Source organism: Streptomyces sp. NPDC025806 (genome assembly GCF_055558275.1).
On record NZ_JBVHMU010000003.1, the window covers coordinates 318,212 to 331,876 of the forward strand.

A 13,665-nucleotide genomic window follows, 5' to 3' on the forward strand; every position below is an offset into this window, starting at 1 on the left:
GTGTGACGTCATCGTTCGAACACCACACGCACCCCGCGCGGCTCTCCGACGCCGAGCGGGACCGTGCGCTGAAGGTGCTCAAGGACGGTGTCGCGCTCGGCCGGCTCTCCCACGACACGTTCGTCCGCCGGATGGAGCTGGCCCTCGCCGCCCGCCGGCCCGACGAACTGGACGCGCTCACCGCCGACCTGCGCACCGAGGGCCGCTGGACCCGGGCCGTGGTCGGGGCCGTCGGCGCGGTCTCCGGGTTCACGGTGCGGATGCGCCGGGCCTGGACCGTGGAGCGGCTGCCCAAGCTGATGCTGCCGCGGCAGGGCGACCCGTACCCGCTGCGCATCGGCCGCGACCCGGCCAACCGGCTGCGGCTCAGCCACGAGTCGGTCTCCCGGGTGCACGCCGAACTGACCTCGCAGGGCGGCCTGTGGGTGCTGCGCGACCTCGGCTCCACGAACGGCACGTCGGTGAACGGCCGGCGGGTCGTCGGCGCCGCCGTCGTCCGCGACGGGGACCAGGTCGCGTTCGGCCACATGTCGTTCCGGCTGTCCGCCGACTGACGCGCCACGCCGTCCCGTTCGGGGGACAGAGCCGCGTGTCCGGTGGGGCGCGCCCGCCGACGCGGTCAGGGATGCATCGCGGGCCCCCGCCCGCGCGCACTCCCGAACGCGAGGAACGGTGACACCCCATGGTCAAGGCCACGCTCACGACGGCGCGCCGCGCCCTGCTGGCCACGGCGGCCGCGGCCGCCCTGCTCGGCACGACCGCCGCCGGCGCGCACGCGGCGCCGCCGGACGCCCCGCCCACCGACACCGGGAACTGGGTACGGGTGACCGTCATGCAGGGCGACGGCCCGACCGGCGCCACCAGCAGCGCCCTCCTCGACTGCACCGCCGAACGCGGCGACCACCCGCACACCGAGTCGGCCTGCGCCGAACTCGCCGAGGTCGCCGGTGACATCAACCGTGTGCACGTCGACGAGGAGACCTCCTGCCCGATGATCTACAAGCCGCTCACCGCGTACGCGCACGGCATGTGGAACGGGCGGCGCGTCGCCTACGCCCGCAACTTCGCCAGCGACTGCGTGCTGTACGCCTCCACCGGCTCCGTCTTCCGCATCGCCGACTGACGCACGGCCGGCCGGGGGCGGCTCAGACGTCGCCCTCGGCGCGGGCGTGGCGCACCGCCGCGATCGTCGTCCGCGCCTGATGCTCCACCTGGTGGGCCACCGGCACCCAGCGCGCCCCGAACCGCTCGGCGTACCCCTCGCACCAGTCCGTGACGAGGGCGTCGAGCCGGGGCGCCGCCTCGTCGCCGGCCTCCTCCAGGACCCGCAGCAGCATCGCGGCGGCCCGCAGCGGCAGCCGCCGGGCGAACGCGTCGATGCTCCCGACGTACGCCATCGTCGCGTCCGGCGGCGGGGGCTGCGCCCAGTCCCGCGCGAGACCCGGCACCAGGGCCAGAGCCCAGCGCGCCGCCCGCAGCAGCGGGCTCCCGGTGTCGGGCAGCCGCGGCAGCGCCTGCGCGAGCACCGCCTCCACCCGGCGGGTGTCCTGGCTCAGCCGCTGCGACAGGCGGCGCATCGCCCGCTCCGGCGCCGGGTGCGGGGCCGGGTCGTCGACCAGGTCGCTGGCCCACATCGGCACCTCGACGATCGCCGTCGAGCCGCCGTAGCGGTGGGCGTGGTGCCAGGTCGAGTGCCGGGCGTCGTCCGGCAGGCTCGGGAACGCGGCCCGGGCGTCCGGCGCCGGCATCACGTGCACGCCCGGGCCGGAGGCCGGCCAGCCCGCCGCGTCGGACGCGCCCGTCTCCACCGGGATGTGCAGCTCCGCCGCCGACTTCGCGAACGGCTCCGCGAGACCGGGGATGTCCCGCGTCAACTGCACCCAGCTGCCGCCGAGTTCGGTGCCGTGCAGCGACACCTGGAGGTAGGGGCGCAGTTCGTCGATGATCCCGGTCAGCGCCCGCGTCTCGGGCGGCAGCCGGTCCGGCGGCAGCACCGACGGGGACCACTCCGGCTGCTCCTCGCCCGCGGGCCGGAAGAAGTGCCGGTGGTACTCGAGCAGTGTGCGCGGAGCCGGAGTGCGGTGCAGGGCCGCACCGTCCGGGTCCGCGCACAGCAGGAAGTGCCAGGACCGGTCCTCGCGGAGCGATCTGTCCACCAGGGTCCGCCGGGCGAGATGCAGCGCCGTGGCGCCGCCCGTCGGCTCGTTCGCGTGCGCGCCCGCGACGATCAGCACGGTGCGCGGATCGTGCCCGACGGACAGCAGGTGCAGCGGGCGGCCCGCCCGGGACGTGCCGATCTGCCGCAGGCGGCAGAGGTCGGGCCGGTGAGCCGTCAGCTCCCTTGCCGACCGGGCCAGTTCGGCCGCGTTGGGGTACCGCTGCTCCGTCAGGTGACTCACCCCCGTTGGTGCTCCCGCCTCAGCAATCCGCAGTACCCCACGCCCGGCCGCCGGTGTCAAGAAGGCCCGTCGCTTCCCTCACCGCTGGTGCAGGCCGCGTCCGGCGGGGGTGAGCAAGCTCTCGCCCACGGCCTCCGGCAGCGTGGGTGTGCCGGGCCACGTCGGCGGGTTCGGCGTCCCGGCCGACGATCCGTCGGCGCTCGGCGCCCACCTCCGGCACGTGAGGGCCCACGAGTCGGACCCCGAGCACGCGCCCGTCCCCCTGACCTGCGACGCTCCGCGCACCGAGGCCCTCACGACACCGCCCCGCCCGTGCGAGAGGAGTACGTGACCCGGGGGCTGTGCCGAGTGGCCCACAGCGTCACCGGGGCCGTCGGCGAGGACCGCGTCGAGCTCACCGTCGGCGCGCCCCGGCGCCGCGCCCTGGCCGTGTGCGCCCGCGTCGGGTCGACCGGCGTCGCCGTGCGCTGCGTGGACCTGCCGCGCACCCCGTGGGCGTGCCGGGCCGTGGCCGTCTCACCTGTACGGCCCGCCGGGGCTGCGCCGGGCCGGGCCTGGCCGTGTTCGTCCGTGTCGGGTCGAGTGGCGCGGCCGTGCGCTTCGTGGACCTGCCGCGCACCTCGTGGGCGTGCCGGGCCGTGGCCGTCTCACCCGTACGGCCCGCCGGGGGCTGCGCCGGGCCGGGCGCGGTGGTGCGCTGGGAGCATTCGCGCGCCGCCCCGTGCGCGCCCGGCCCTGGGGGTGTCCCGGTGCTGTGCCCCACCGGACCGGACGCGAGCGCGCCCGGGTCTGCCGCGCGGACCGCGCCCCACCCGCCGAGCCTCACCGACCCGGCGGTGGCCCGCGATCCGTACCCGCTGTACCGCCGTCTGCGCGACACGCACCCCCTCGTGTACGACGAGCCGTTCGGCGCCTGGCTGCTGAGCCGGCACGCCGACGTGACGTCCGCCCTCACCGACCCCCGCCTGGCCCCGCTCGCGCCGGGCGGTACGGGAGACGTGGCGGCGGGCCGCCACCGGGTCGATCCGCGCAGCCCCGCCCCGTTCCTCCCGGCCGGTGAACGGCCCGGCCCGCGGATCGCCCCCGGCCACCCCGAGGACGTCCCGCGCGCCGCACGCCGCGCCCTGCTCTCCCCGGCGCTCCAGGCCCGGGCCCTCGACGCCCTCGCGGCCGGTGCCGCACGCACCGCCCATGTGCTCGCCCGGCGCCTGGCGAGCCGTCAGGAGGCCGAGCTCGTCGCCGAGTTCTGCCGGTGGCTGCCCGCGTCCGCCGTCGTCGCCGCGCTCGGCCTGCCCCACGAGACCACCGCGCACATCACCGCGCGGCACCGCACCGGACTCGACACCGCCGTGCTCCACACCCTGCTGCGCCCCCATGTCGTACGCCGCCGCGCGCACCCCGGGACCGACCTGCTGTCCGTGCTGTGCGCCGCCCCCTCCGACGAGGGGCCGTTGTCCGACGCCGCCGTCACCGGGCTCGTCGCGGTGCTGCTCGGTGCGGGCGGCCGGGCGACCGACGGGGCCCTGGCCGCGCTCCTGGCCAACCTCCTCGACCACCCCGCCCAACTGGGCCTCGTACGGGCCGACCCGGCCCTCGCCGACGCCGCCTGGACCGAGTCGCTGCGCCGCGACCCCGCCCCGCACATCGTGCTGCGCCACGCCCTCGCGCCGGTCCCGGCGGGCGGCGGCACGATACCGGCGGGCGCCACCGTCGCCTGCCTGGTCGGCGCGGCGGGCCGGGACGCGGCACGGTTCCCCGATCCCGACCGCTACGACCTGTTCCGCACCCCGCCCGACCCCGGGCCCGCCTGCCTCGGCTCCCGGCTGGCCCGGCTCACCGCGCGGACGGGCCTGCACGCCCTGCTGTCCGCCCTCCCGCACCTGCGCTGGGCCCCGGACTTCCGCCCCGTCCCCGAGGGTCTCCTCACCCGCGCCCCGTCCTGCCTGCGGGTCCACCTCGACTGAGCCTCACACCCGCACCAGCAGCGCCACCGGCCGGTCCGCGAACAGCTCCGCCGCGCGCGCGTGCCCCGAGAACCGCCGCTCCGGGCCCAGGAGTTCGGCCCAGGTGCCCTCGGGGAGCGGCAGAGCCGTGTCGTGCCAGCCGCCCGCGTCCGCGAGCCGCAAGGACAGACGCGTCGCCGCCACGGCCACCCGGCCCGCCCGCGTGAAGCCCACGCAGTGCTCCGCACCCGGGCCCCGCGCCGGCAGCGGCTCGTACGTGCCCTTGGCGCCGAACCACTCCGGATGGTCGCGGCGCAGCGCGAGGACGGTCCGGGTGAGCGACTCCTTCTCCGCCGACAGCCCGTCCCCGTAGGCCTCGCCCTCCCCGCCCGTCTCCCCGAACGTGGCCGGCGCCCGGTTGTCCGGGTCGACCAGAGCCCGGTACTCCCGCTCGGTGCCCTGGTACAGGTCGGGGACGCCCGGCATCGTGAGGTGGACGAGGGCCGCGCCCAGCACGTTCGCCCGTACGTGGGGGCGCAGTTCCGCCATGAGGCGCAGCACGGCCTCGCCCGGCGGCCCGCACGGGCCCGCCGCGACGAACGCCCGCAGCGCCTCCTCGTAGTCCGCGTCCTGCTCCGTCCACGTCGTGTCGAGACCCGCCTCGCGCACGTGCTTGAGCATCGCCTCCTGGACGCGCTCCGGGTCGGCGGGGCCGAGTCCCGCCACCGTCTGCCAGGCGGCCCACGCCGCCCCCGGCCCGGGGCGCTCGGCGTCCTCGTGCGCGGTCCGCGCCGTCACCTCGTCGAGCAGCGCCGCCCACCGGTCGGGGCACTGCGAGAGCACCGACACGGCGGCCCGCACGTCGGCGCTGCGTTTCGTGTCGTGCGTCGACAGCGCCGTCGACGTGTCCGGCCAGTCCCGCAGCATGCGCGTGCAGTACGCGTGGAAGCGGTCCGCGGTCACCGCCGGAGCGGCCGGCTCCCCGCCCACCTCCAGGGCCGAGAGCAGCGGCGTGTACCGGTAGAACGCCGAGTCCTCCACCGACTTCGCCCGCAGCGCCGCCGCCGTCTGCGCGAACCGGTCACGGAACGCGGTGTGCGCCGGGTCCCGCCCGTGCCGCCCCAGCGCCAACTCCCGTACGGTGTCGACCGCTTGCGCCTCCTCCGGCACCGTGAACACCTCCTTGGCCGCCGTCGCGTCCGCCGGGGTCAGCACCGTCTCGGGGGCGTCGCCCCCGGACGCGTAGGGCCGGTAGACGGGGACGCGCAGGAGGAGTTCGCGCACCGCCGTGCGCAGCGCCCACACGGCGTGGTCGCGCAGCGCGGGGTCCGCCGCGCACAGGGCGGCCGCCTCGCGCACCAGCCGCTCCACCTCGGTGGCCAGCTCGTACGTGACCACGTGCCGCGCCGCCCGCCGCACCGTGGGCGCCCAGCGCCCGCCCAGGTCGTCCCGCGCGCCCGTGAAACGCCGGAAGTGGCCTTCGAGCGACTGCGCGCCCTCCGGGTCCGTGAACAGGCCGTCGATCCGCCGCAGCGCGTCGTAGCCCGTCGTGCCGGCCACCGGCCACGCGGAGGGCAGCTCCTCCCCGTCCGCGAGGATCTTCTCGACGACCGTCCAGTGACCCGACGCCGCCTCCGACAGGCGGCGCAGATAGCCGCCCGGATCGGCGAGCCCGTCCGGATGGTCCACCCGGAGTCCGTCGACGACCCCCTCCACCATCAGGCGCAGCACCGTCGCGTGGGTCGCCGCGAACACCTCCGGGTCCTCCACGCGCACCGCGATCAGGTCCGAGATGGTGAAGAAGCGCCGGTAGTTGAGCTCCGCGCGGGCCAGCCGCCACCAGGCGAGCCGGTACCACTGCGCCTCCAGGAGGCGCGGCAGCGGCAGCCCGCGCGTGCCGTCGCGCAGTGGGAAGACGTGCTCGTGATAGCGCAGCACGTCCCCGTCCACCCACAGGTCCGCCAGCGCGTCCCGCAGCGGCGTCCCGAGCACCGGCAGCATGATCCGGCCGCCCTGCGCCGCCCAGTCGACGTCGAACCAGCGCGCGTACGGCGACGCGGGCCCCTCCCGGAGCACCTCCATGAGCGGCCGGTTGTGCCGCACGGACGCCGCCATGTGGTTCGGCACGATGTCCACCACCAGGCCGAGCCCGTGCTCGTGCGCCCGCGCGGCGAGCGCCCGCAGCCCCTCCTCGCCGCCCAGCTCGTCCCGCACCCGCCCGTGGTCCACCACGTCGTAGCCGTGCGTCGAGCCGGGCACCGCCTCCAGAATCGGCGACAGGTGCAGATGCGAGACCCCGAGGCCCGCCAACCGGGGCACGGCCTGCGCCGCGGACGCGAACCCGAAGGCGGGCTGCAGCTGGAGGCGGTACGTGGCGGTCGGGACCTTGGCGCGCTGAGGGGTCATGCGAAGCTACGTACCCGCGCGGGCGCCTTTCGTGTCATTCCCCCATGCGTGCGGGCGAACGGCGGTCGTTACCGTCGGACGATGACCGGCACCCGCACGCAGACGCCCGGCACCGGCCTCCCCACGGAGCGCACCCTCGACACGTACCGGCGGGTGCTCGCCGCGACCGGCCGGCTGCTGCCGCTCGTGTCCTTCCTCGGCCGGCTGCCGGTCGCGGTGATCCAGTTCGGCAGCGTCCTCCTGGTGACCCGCACGAGCGGCTCGCTGGCCACCGGCGGCGCCGTCGCCTGTGCCCTCGCGCTCGGGCAGGTCGCGCTCGGCCCCGTCGTCGGACGGCTCGCCGACCGCCGGGGCCAGCGGCCCGTCGTCCTCGTCGCCTCGCTGCTCAACGCCCTCGCGATCGCCGGATACACCCTGGGCGCGCTCCAGCACCTCGCGACCCCGCTCCTCGGTGCGCTCGCCGTCCTCGCGGGTGCCACCGTCCCCGGCATCGGACCGCTCGCCCGGGCGCGCGGGGTCGCGCTCGTCCGCCGCGCGGGCGGCGGCGAGCGGACGGTCGACGCCGTGCTCTCCCTGGAGTCGACGATGGACGAGCTGTCGTTCGTCCTCGGCCCCGCCCTCGTCGGCGTCGCCTCCGTCCTCGCCCACCCCGCCCACGCGTTCGGGGCCGCCGCCCTGCTGGTCGCGGTCTGCGGCACCTGGTTCGCCCTGCACCCCACCGCGACCGCCGTGCCCCGCGCCGACCGGCCCGCCGAAGGGTCACGCGCGCGTACCGGGCGTCCCCGCATGCCGCGCCAGGTGCACCTCGTACGGCTCGGACTCGTCCTCCTGGGCGTCCTGCTCGGCGGCCTCGGCGCCGGGATCACCGCGCTCACCCAGGAGCTCGGCCACGAGGACCAGGCCGGGCTCGTCTACGCCGCCATGGGCGTCATGAGCGCCGTCGTCGGCCTGTCCATGGCCGCCGTGCCCGCGCGCCACGCCCTCCCGCTGCGCTGGCGCGTCGCCACGGCGGGCGCCGCCCTCCTGTCGCTCCCTCTGATCGCGACGCACACCCTGCCGCTCCTCTACGTCTTCGTGACGCTCTTCGGCGCCCTGTTCGCCCCGAACCTCATCACCGCGTTCGGGCTCACCGAGCGGGCCGTGCCGCGCGCACGGCTCGCCGAGGGCATGACGGTCGCCGCGAGCGCCTTCGTCGGCGGCCAGGCCGTCACGCTCGCCGTCGCCGGACGCCTCGCCCAGACGTACGGCCCCGCCGCCGCGTTCACCGTGGGCAGCGCCGCCGCCGCCCTCGCCTTCCTCGTCGCCCTGCGGGTACGGACGTTGCCGCCCGATCTCCCCGAAATCGACGGAACCACACCGGAGTTGGACCCCTCTTACCGGGCGACCACGTGAGGCCGGGACCGCCCTGGGCGGCCCGGCGGGGAACCGCGGAAGCAGGGGGAAGATGTGCGCGCGCTAGCAAGACGCCATCTGGGCAAGCTGGTGACAGGGGTGGCCCTCGCGGTCGCCGGAGCCGCCGTGGCGGTGGGTGTGAGCCTGCCCGACGACGCCGGAGCCGCGGGGGACGCGGCCAAGGCCGCGGCGGCCGAGCGGGACGCGGTGGCCCCGGAGGGCACCGTCGAGGCCGCACCGAAGGAGGGGGAGAAGGGCGTCGGGCGCGATCCGCTCACCGACGCCGAGATCGACCGCGCGGAGCAGCTCGCGGTCGCGGGCGGCAATCTGCGCAGGAACGCCCTGGACGTCGAGGGCGACCGGGGCCCGGAGCACCTGTCGACGAACCTGACGGAGACCGACCCGCGCCTGAGCGGCGCGGCCGCGGCCCAGCGCCGCGCGGACGTCGTCTACTACGACTACAAGAGCGACGCGGTCGTCACGAAGACCGTCAACCTCGACACCGGCAAGGTCGAGGACACCAGCACGGACCACGGTGTGCAGCCGCCGCCCGGCAGGGACGAACTGACCGAGGCCGCCCGGCTGCTGATCGGCGACCGCCTCGGCGCCGGCCTGCGGGCCGACTACAAGGACGCCACCGGCAAGAAGCTCACCGAGCCGGGTCAGCTGGAGCTCAGCGGCATGGTCTTCCGCAAGGGCACCGTCGCGAACGTGCCGGCGGACCTCGCCGCGTGCGGCACGCACCGCTGCCTGCGCGTCATCACCAAGGTCAAGAGCGGCCCGTGGATCGACACGCGCGCCCTCGTCGTCGACCTCAGCGACCGCACGGTCGGCCGTCTCTCCTGAGGACGGGGCCCCACCGCCCTGTCCCGACCTCCGACTTCTTCTCCTGCACGAGGGAGCACTTCCGCATGCCCGAGACACCCACCCAGGCCGCGCCGCGCAGACGCCGCGCGTTCGCCCTGTCCGGCCTCGCCGTCACCGCGCTGCTCGGCACCGCGCTCGCCACGAGCCCCACCGCCCAGGCCGCCCCCGCCGCCCCGCAGCGGGCCGCCGCCGCGCCCGCCTGCTCGGCCGCGTACCGCATCGAGCAGACCCTCGACGGTGGCACCACCTGGCGCATGTGCTGGCACTACAACACGCTGGCGGGGCTCGTCCTCGACGACGTCAGCTACCAGCCCAAGGGCGAGGCGACGCCGATCAAGGTCCTCACCAGCGCCCGCCTCGCCCAGGTCCACGTCCCCTACGACGACGGCCAGGCCGAGTACGACGACATCACCGGCACCGACTTCGGCCAGGCCCTGCAGAACCTGCGGCCTGCCGAGTGCCCCGGCGGCACCATCAAGACCGTCAAGGTCCCCGACAACGGCGACGTGAAGGGCCTCTGCGCCACCACGCGTGCGCGCGGGCACGCGTACCGGCTCAGCGACGACGAGTCGACCGGCGGCAGCGGCAAGCTCTACAGCGCCCAGGGCAAGGACCTGCTCCTCTACACGGTCAACAAGGCGTCCTGGTACGAGTACATCACCGAGTGGCGCTTCTCCTCCGACGGCACCATCACCTCCAACGTCGGTGCGACGGGCAGCCTCTCCCCGTACGACTACGACGGCACCGACGGCAAGGGCTGGCCCATCGGCAAGGGCGCCACCGCCTACGCGGAGAGCCACAGCCACAACGTCTTCTGGCGGCTCAACTTCGGCCTGGACGGCTCGCCCAAGGCCAAGGTCGAGCAGTACGACTCCAAGGTGACCTCACCGGTCGGCGACGGCTCGCCCAAGACGAAGACGACCCGCACCCCGGTCACCAAGGAACTCGCCGGTGACGTCAAGGACATGCGCTGGTGGCGCGTCGTCTCCAAGGCCGGCAAGAACAAGGACGGGCACCCCCGCTCCTACGAGTTCGTCCCCGGCCGCTCCAACAAGTTCCCGGGGCGCTCCTTCACCAAGCACGACGTGTACTTCACCGAGTACAACAAGTGCGAGCAGTACGCGAGCGACAACCCCTCGGCGCACTGCGGCGGGACGAGCGTGGACAAGTGGGTCGGCGGCCAGACGCTGACGCATCCGATCACCTGGGTCAACATAGGGTTCCACCACATCGCCCGGGACGAGGACCAGCAGCCCATGCCGGTCCACTGGCAGGGCTTCTCGCTGGCCCCCAGGGACGTGACCGCTATGAATCCGCTCACGCCCGCCGACCTGGCGGGGCAGAACGGGGTTCCCGGAAGCGGCAGTTGAGAAACTGACGCCCGCATCGGGCTGCACCGCCGCCCGCTCCCGGAGTACCCTTCCTTGATCGTTGCCGAGGGGAAGGCGCGAAACGGCTCGGGGGCGGAAGGCGGTGCGGAGCGGGTGAGCTCGGGAGGGCTGGAGCTGCCCCCAGGCGACGAGGGTCACGAGGGCCAGGACGGCCAGGGGGCAGCCGCCGTGGACATCCCGCCCGGGGCGGTGTCGCTGGCCCGGCCCATGGACATGGGCTCGCAGATCGGACCCGAACTGGACTGGGGCACCGAGGCCTGGCGCGAGGTGCGCACGCGCGCGCAGCGCGCCGGCCGCGCCTACATCTGGCTGAACCTGGTGGAGCAGCGGCTGCGCGCCGTCGTCGCCGCCGTCCTGCGGCCCGTCTACGAGCCCGTGCACGGCGACGACTGGGTGGTCGCCGCCGCCGGGCCCGCCGGGCAGGAGTGGGTCCAGCGGGCCGTCGCCGTGCGCGAGGTCAGCCGCCGCAAGGGCTACCTCCTCGACCCGGCGGACGACAACGTCCTGTCGTTCCTGACCCTCCCGCAGCTGCGGGAGCTGATGGTCCAGCACTGGCCGTGCTTCGAGCCGTACTTCGACGACCGGCGCGACGTCGAGCTCGCCCTCGACGAGCTGGAGGTCACGCGCAATGTGGTCTCCCGCAACCGCGCGCTGTCCGAGGCCGTCCTCGCCCAGGCCGAGCGGGCCTCCGCGCGCCTGCTGGAGATACTCGGCGCCGGGTCGGACGTGCCGTCCGCCCGCAGACTCCCCGTCGACGCCGTCGAGGACCTCGTCGGCGACCGGTACGCGGACGTGGTCGCCGTCCACTCGGACCGGGTGCGGCTGCTGCGCCAGTTCCCCGCCGAGGACCTGTTCGGCGGGGCCCGCCGCCTCGACGCCATCGGGATAGGGCTCAACCTGCTGGTGCAGAACTTCTCCGGCCGCCGCCTCATCCGGCTCGCCGAGTCCGGCTGCCGCGTCCGTCTGCTCTTCCTCAACCCGGCCTCCAGTGCGGTCAAACGCCGCGAAAGGGAACTGGGGCTCAAAAGGGGCGAGTTGAGCCGCGCCGTCGAGATGAACATCCTGCACATGCGGCGGGTGCGGGCCCGGCTGCGCGATCCCGGGGCCTTCGAGATCCAGGTCTTCGACGAGACTCCGCGCTTCACCGCGTACCTCGTCGACGGGGACGGCTCGGACGGGGTCGCCGTCGTGCAGACCTATCTGCGGCGCGCCCGCGGCATGGAGGCGCCGGTGCTCGTCCTGCGCGGCGGGGGCCGCGTGGTCCGCTCGGGCCGTTCCCTCGACACGGGGGAGAATGGACTCTTCGTGACATATCGCGACGAATTCGAGCAGGCCTGGGCGGACGCGCGGCCGGTCTCCTAGATCCCGCCCGAACGGGGTGCCGGGCCGATTGTCAGTGGCCCGTGCGAAGGTGGTGGCCACTGGGGGAACGCACCACGAGAAGGGGGCTGCCATGGGCTGGCACCGGGAGCTGCTGATCGGCTTCGACCTGGAGACGACGGGGACGGATCCGCGCGAGGCGCGCATCGTCACCGGCGCGGTCATCGAGGTCAGGGACGGCGCGGTGCTCGGGCACCGCCAGTGGCTCGCGGACCCGGGCGTCCCTATCCCCGCCGACGCGGTCGCCGTGCACGGCATCAGCGACGAGCGGGCGAGAGCCGAGGGCGAGCCGGCGGACCGGGTCGCCGACGCGATCGCCGAGGTCCTCGTCGGGTACTGGCGCACGGGCGTCCCGGTGGTGGCGTACAACGCGACGTTCGACCTGACCCTGCTCTCCGCCGAGCTCGCCCGGTACGGACTGCCCTCGCTGCGCGAGCGGCTCGGCTTCGACCCCGCCCCGGTCGTCGACCCGTACACGATCGACCGCAGCGTCGACCGCTACCGCAGGGGCAAGCGGAACCTGGAGGCGGTCTGCACGGAGTACGGCGTCACGCTCGACACCGCGCACGACGCCTCGGCCGACGCGCTGGCCGCGGCCCGCCTGGCCCGCGCGATAGGCGAGCGCCACGCGAAGGTCGCGGCCCTCGGCCCCGCCGAACTGCACCGCCGTCAGGTGGACTGGTACGCGCAGTGGGCGACGGACTTCCAGGCCTTCCTCCGAAGCAAGGGCGACGAGACGGCGACGGTGGACCCGGTGTGGCCGATACGCGAGCTCGCCGCGGATCCCAGCGTCGTCTGAATCCAGCCCGTCCGGCGTTCGAGGACCGGGGTCCGGGGCGGAGCCCCGTGCCCACGCCGGGAGAGCCGACCCTAGAACGGATACCAGCGCACCTCGGTGTCCCCGTTCCGCAAGGACGCCACCCTCCGCCGGAACTCGGCCAGCGCCTTCGGATTGCTCGGCGCGTGCTGCGCGACCCAAGCGCAGGAAGCCGTCTCGCGCGCCCCGCGCAACACCGCACACCCCTCCCACTCCCGCACATCCCACCCGTACGCCCCGACGAACGCGTCATAGGCCGCGGCAGGCACCCCGTACCGGTCCCGGGACAGCGCCATGACCACGAGATCGTGCTCGCGCAGGTCCGAGGAGAAGGTCTCCAGGTCGACGAGCACCGGCCCGTCGGGCCCGATGTGCACATTGCGGGGCAGCGCGTCCCCGTGGATCGGCCCCGGGGTGAGGTGCGGGACGAGTGAGGCCGCGGCGGAGGCGAACCCGTCCCGCCGCTCCCGCAGATAGTCCGCGTCCGCCGGATCGATCGCGTCCCCGGCCAGGCGCAGCCACCGCTCGACCCCGCCCAGCAACTCCCGCCGCGGCAGGGGGATACCGACGGGCTCGGGCAGCGCGTGCACCGACGTCAGCAGCTCGGCCAGATCGCGCGGCTCGGCGGGCCGCACCGCGTCGGGGATGCGGTGCCACACGGTCACCGGGTGTCCGTCGACCACGAGCACCTCGTCCTTCGCGGCGCGCACCGCGGGCACCCCGTGCTCGGCCAGATACCCGGCGATCGCCACCTCGCGGCGCGCCCGGTCGAGCAGTTCGGCACCGCCCGTGCCGCTGTCCCGGCCCACCTTGACGACGAGGTCCCCGGCGGCGAACACCGCGTTCTCCCCGAGCGCGAGCAGCCGGGCGCCGGACACCGGTCCGTCCACCACTCCGGCGCGCGCCAGCACGTCCCGTGCCCGTGCCTCGTCCATCATGAGCCTCCTGCGCTTCCTGCCTGGGATACGGGCTCAGTCTCCCACTCGTCCGAATGTCTTGACGTCGCAGGACGCTGTCACGACCATGACAGAGCCATGTCAGAGCCATGGAGGGTCATGGCGAGGGGCCGC

Annotated in this window: 12 protein-coding genes; 9 read left to right on the plus strand and 3 right to left on the minus strand. The window is 75.1% G+C overall.

All coding sequences use genetic code 11. The annotated features are described in order from the left end of the window. Positions 1 to 2 precede the first annotated feature (2 nt). Positions 3 to 554 carry an FHA domain-containing protein gene (locus tag ACZ4E1_RS08495; protein ID WP_188336309.1) on the plus strand — a complete coding sequence of 184 codons (552 nt, stop codon included), beginning with the start codon at positions 3 to 5 and terminating at the stop codon, positions 552 to 554. Between the two features lie 128 nt (positions 555 to 682). Then, positions 683 to 1,123: an SSI family serine proteinase inhibitor gene (locus tag ACZ4E1_RS08500; RefSeq protein ID WP_467537071.1), complete on the plus strand. Its 441-nt coding sequence runs from the start codon at positions 683 to 685 to the stop codon at positions 1,121 to 1,123. A 22-nt stretch (positions 1,124 to 1,145) separates the two neighbouring features. On the opposite strand, the gene ACZ4E1_RS08505 is transcribed toward ACZ4E1_RS08500, so the two are convergent. Further along, positions 1,146 to 2,399, minus strand: a complete 1,254-nt coding sequence (locus tag ACZ4E1_RS08505) for a M14 family zinc carboxypeptidase (protein ID WP_467537073.1) — start codon at positions 2,397 to 2,399, stop codon at positions 1,146 to 1,148. A 109-nt stretch (positions 2,400 to 2,508) separates the two neighbouring features. Here ACZ4E1_RS08505 and ACZ4E1_RS08510 point away from each other — a divergent pair, with 109 nt between their 5' ends. Both ACZ4E1_RS08510 and ACZ4E1_RS08515 read left to right on the plus strand, forming a co-directional pair. Continuing rightward, on the plus strand, positions 2,509 to 2,730 hold the full coding sequence (locus tag ACZ4E1_RS08510) for a hypothetical protein (RefSeq protein ID WP_467537074.1): 222 nt from the start codon (positions 2,509 to 2,511) through the stop codon (positions 2,728 to 2,730). A gap of 262 nt (positions 2,731 to 2,992) precedes the next feature. Further along, the gene (locus ACZ4E1_RS08515) at positions 2,993 to 4,363 is read left to right on the plus strand and encodes a cytochrome P450 (RefSeq protein ID WP_467537076.1); all 1,371 of its coding nucleotides are present in this window, start codon (positions 2,993 to 2,995) and stop codon (positions 4,361 to 4,363) included. A 3-nt stretch (positions 4,364 to 4,366) separates the two neighbouring features. Here ACZ4E1_RS08515 and treY read toward each other — a convergent pair whose 3' ends face one another. Next, positions 4,367 to 6,748 (minus strand): malto-oligosyltrehalose synthase, encoded by a 2,382-nt coding sequence (gene treY, locus ACZ4E1_RS08520; protein ID WP_467537078.1) that lies wholly within the window; start codon positions 6,746 to 6,748, stop codon positions 4,367 to 4,369. A gap of 81 nt (positions 6,749 to 6,829) precedes the next feature. Here treY and ACZ4E1_RS08525 point away from each other — a divergent pair, with 81 nt between their 5' ends. From ACZ4E1_RS08525 to ACZ4E1_RS08545, 5 genes are all read left to right on the plus strand, one after another. Then, positions 6,830 to 8,140, plus strand: a complete 1,311-nt coding sequence (locus ACZ4E1_RS08525) for an MFS transporter (RefSeq protein ID WP_467537081.1) — start codon at positions 6,830 to 6,832, stop codon at positions 8,138 to 8,140. A 54-nt stretch (positions 8,141 to 8,194) separates the two neighbouring features. Further along, complete coding sequence (locus tag ACZ4E1_RS08530) at positions 8,195 to 8,986, plus strand: Tat pathway signal sequence domain protein (RefSeq protein WP_467537083.1); 792 nt, start codon at positions 8,195 to 8,197, stop codon at positions 8,984 to 8,986. A gap of 65 nt (positions 8,987 to 9,051) precedes the next feature. Beyond that, entirely contained in the window at positions 9,052 to 10,377 is a 1,326-nt protein-coding gene (locus ACZ4E1_RS08535) for a copper amine oxidase (protein WP_467537084.1), read from the plus strand. 114 nt (positions 10,378 to 10,491) lie between these two features. After that, positions 10,492 to 11,760 (plus strand): SAV2148 family HEPN domain-containing protein, encoded by a 1,269-nt coding sequence (locus ACZ4E1_RS08540; RefSeq protein WP_467537086.1) that lies wholly within the window; start codon positions 10,492 to 10,494, stop codon positions 11,758 to 11,760. Between the two features lie 91 nt (positions 11,761 to 11,851). Beyond that, positions 11,852 to 12,577: an exonuclease domain-containing protein gene (locus ACZ4E1_RS08545; RefSeq protein ID WP_467537088.1), complete on the plus strand. Its 726-nt coding sequence runs from the start codon at positions 11,852 to 11,854 to the stop codon at positions 12,575 to 12,577. A 71-nt stretch (positions 12,578 to 12,648) separates the two neighbouring features. Here the strand turns inward: ACZ4E1_RS08545 and ACZ4E1_RS08550 are convergent, their stop codons facing one another. After that, the gene (locus ACZ4E1_RS08550) at positions 12,649 to 13,530 is read right to left on the minus strand and encodes a phosphotransferase enzyme family protein (RefSeq protein ID WP_467537089.1); all 882 of its coding nucleotides are present in this window, start codon (positions 13,528 to 13,530) and stop codon (positions 12,649 to 12,651) included. Between the last annotated feature and the right edge of the window lie 135 nt (positions 13,531 to 13,665).

Excerpts from the sequence above, each read along its gene's own strand:
- ACZ4E1_RS08550 (WP_467537089.1), bottom strand. The coding sequence starts at position 13,530 with ATGGACGAGGCACGGGCACGGGACGTGCTGGCGCGCGCCGGAGTGGTG.
- ACZ4E1_RS08500 (WP_467537071.1), top strand. The coding sequence starts at position 683 with ATGGTCAAGGCCACGCTCACGACGGCGCGCCGCGCCCTGCTGGCCACG.
- treY (WP_467537078.1), bottom strand. The coding sequence starts at position 6,748 with ATGACCCCTCAGCGCGCCAAGGTCCCGACCGCCACGTACCGCCTCCAG.
- ACZ4E1_RS08545 (WP_467537088.1), top strand. The coding sequence starts at position 11,852 with ATGGGCTGGCACCGGGAGCTGCTGATCGGCTTCGACCTGGAGACGACG.
- ACZ4E1_RS08535 (WP_467537084.1), top strand. The coding sequence starts at position 9,052 with ATGCCCGAGACACCCACCCAGGCCGCGCCGCGCAGACGCCGCGCGTTC.
- ACZ4E1_RS08525 (WP_467537081.1), top strand. The coding sequence starts at position 6,830 with ATGACCGGCACCCGCACGCAGACGCCCGGCACCGGCCTCCCCACGGAG.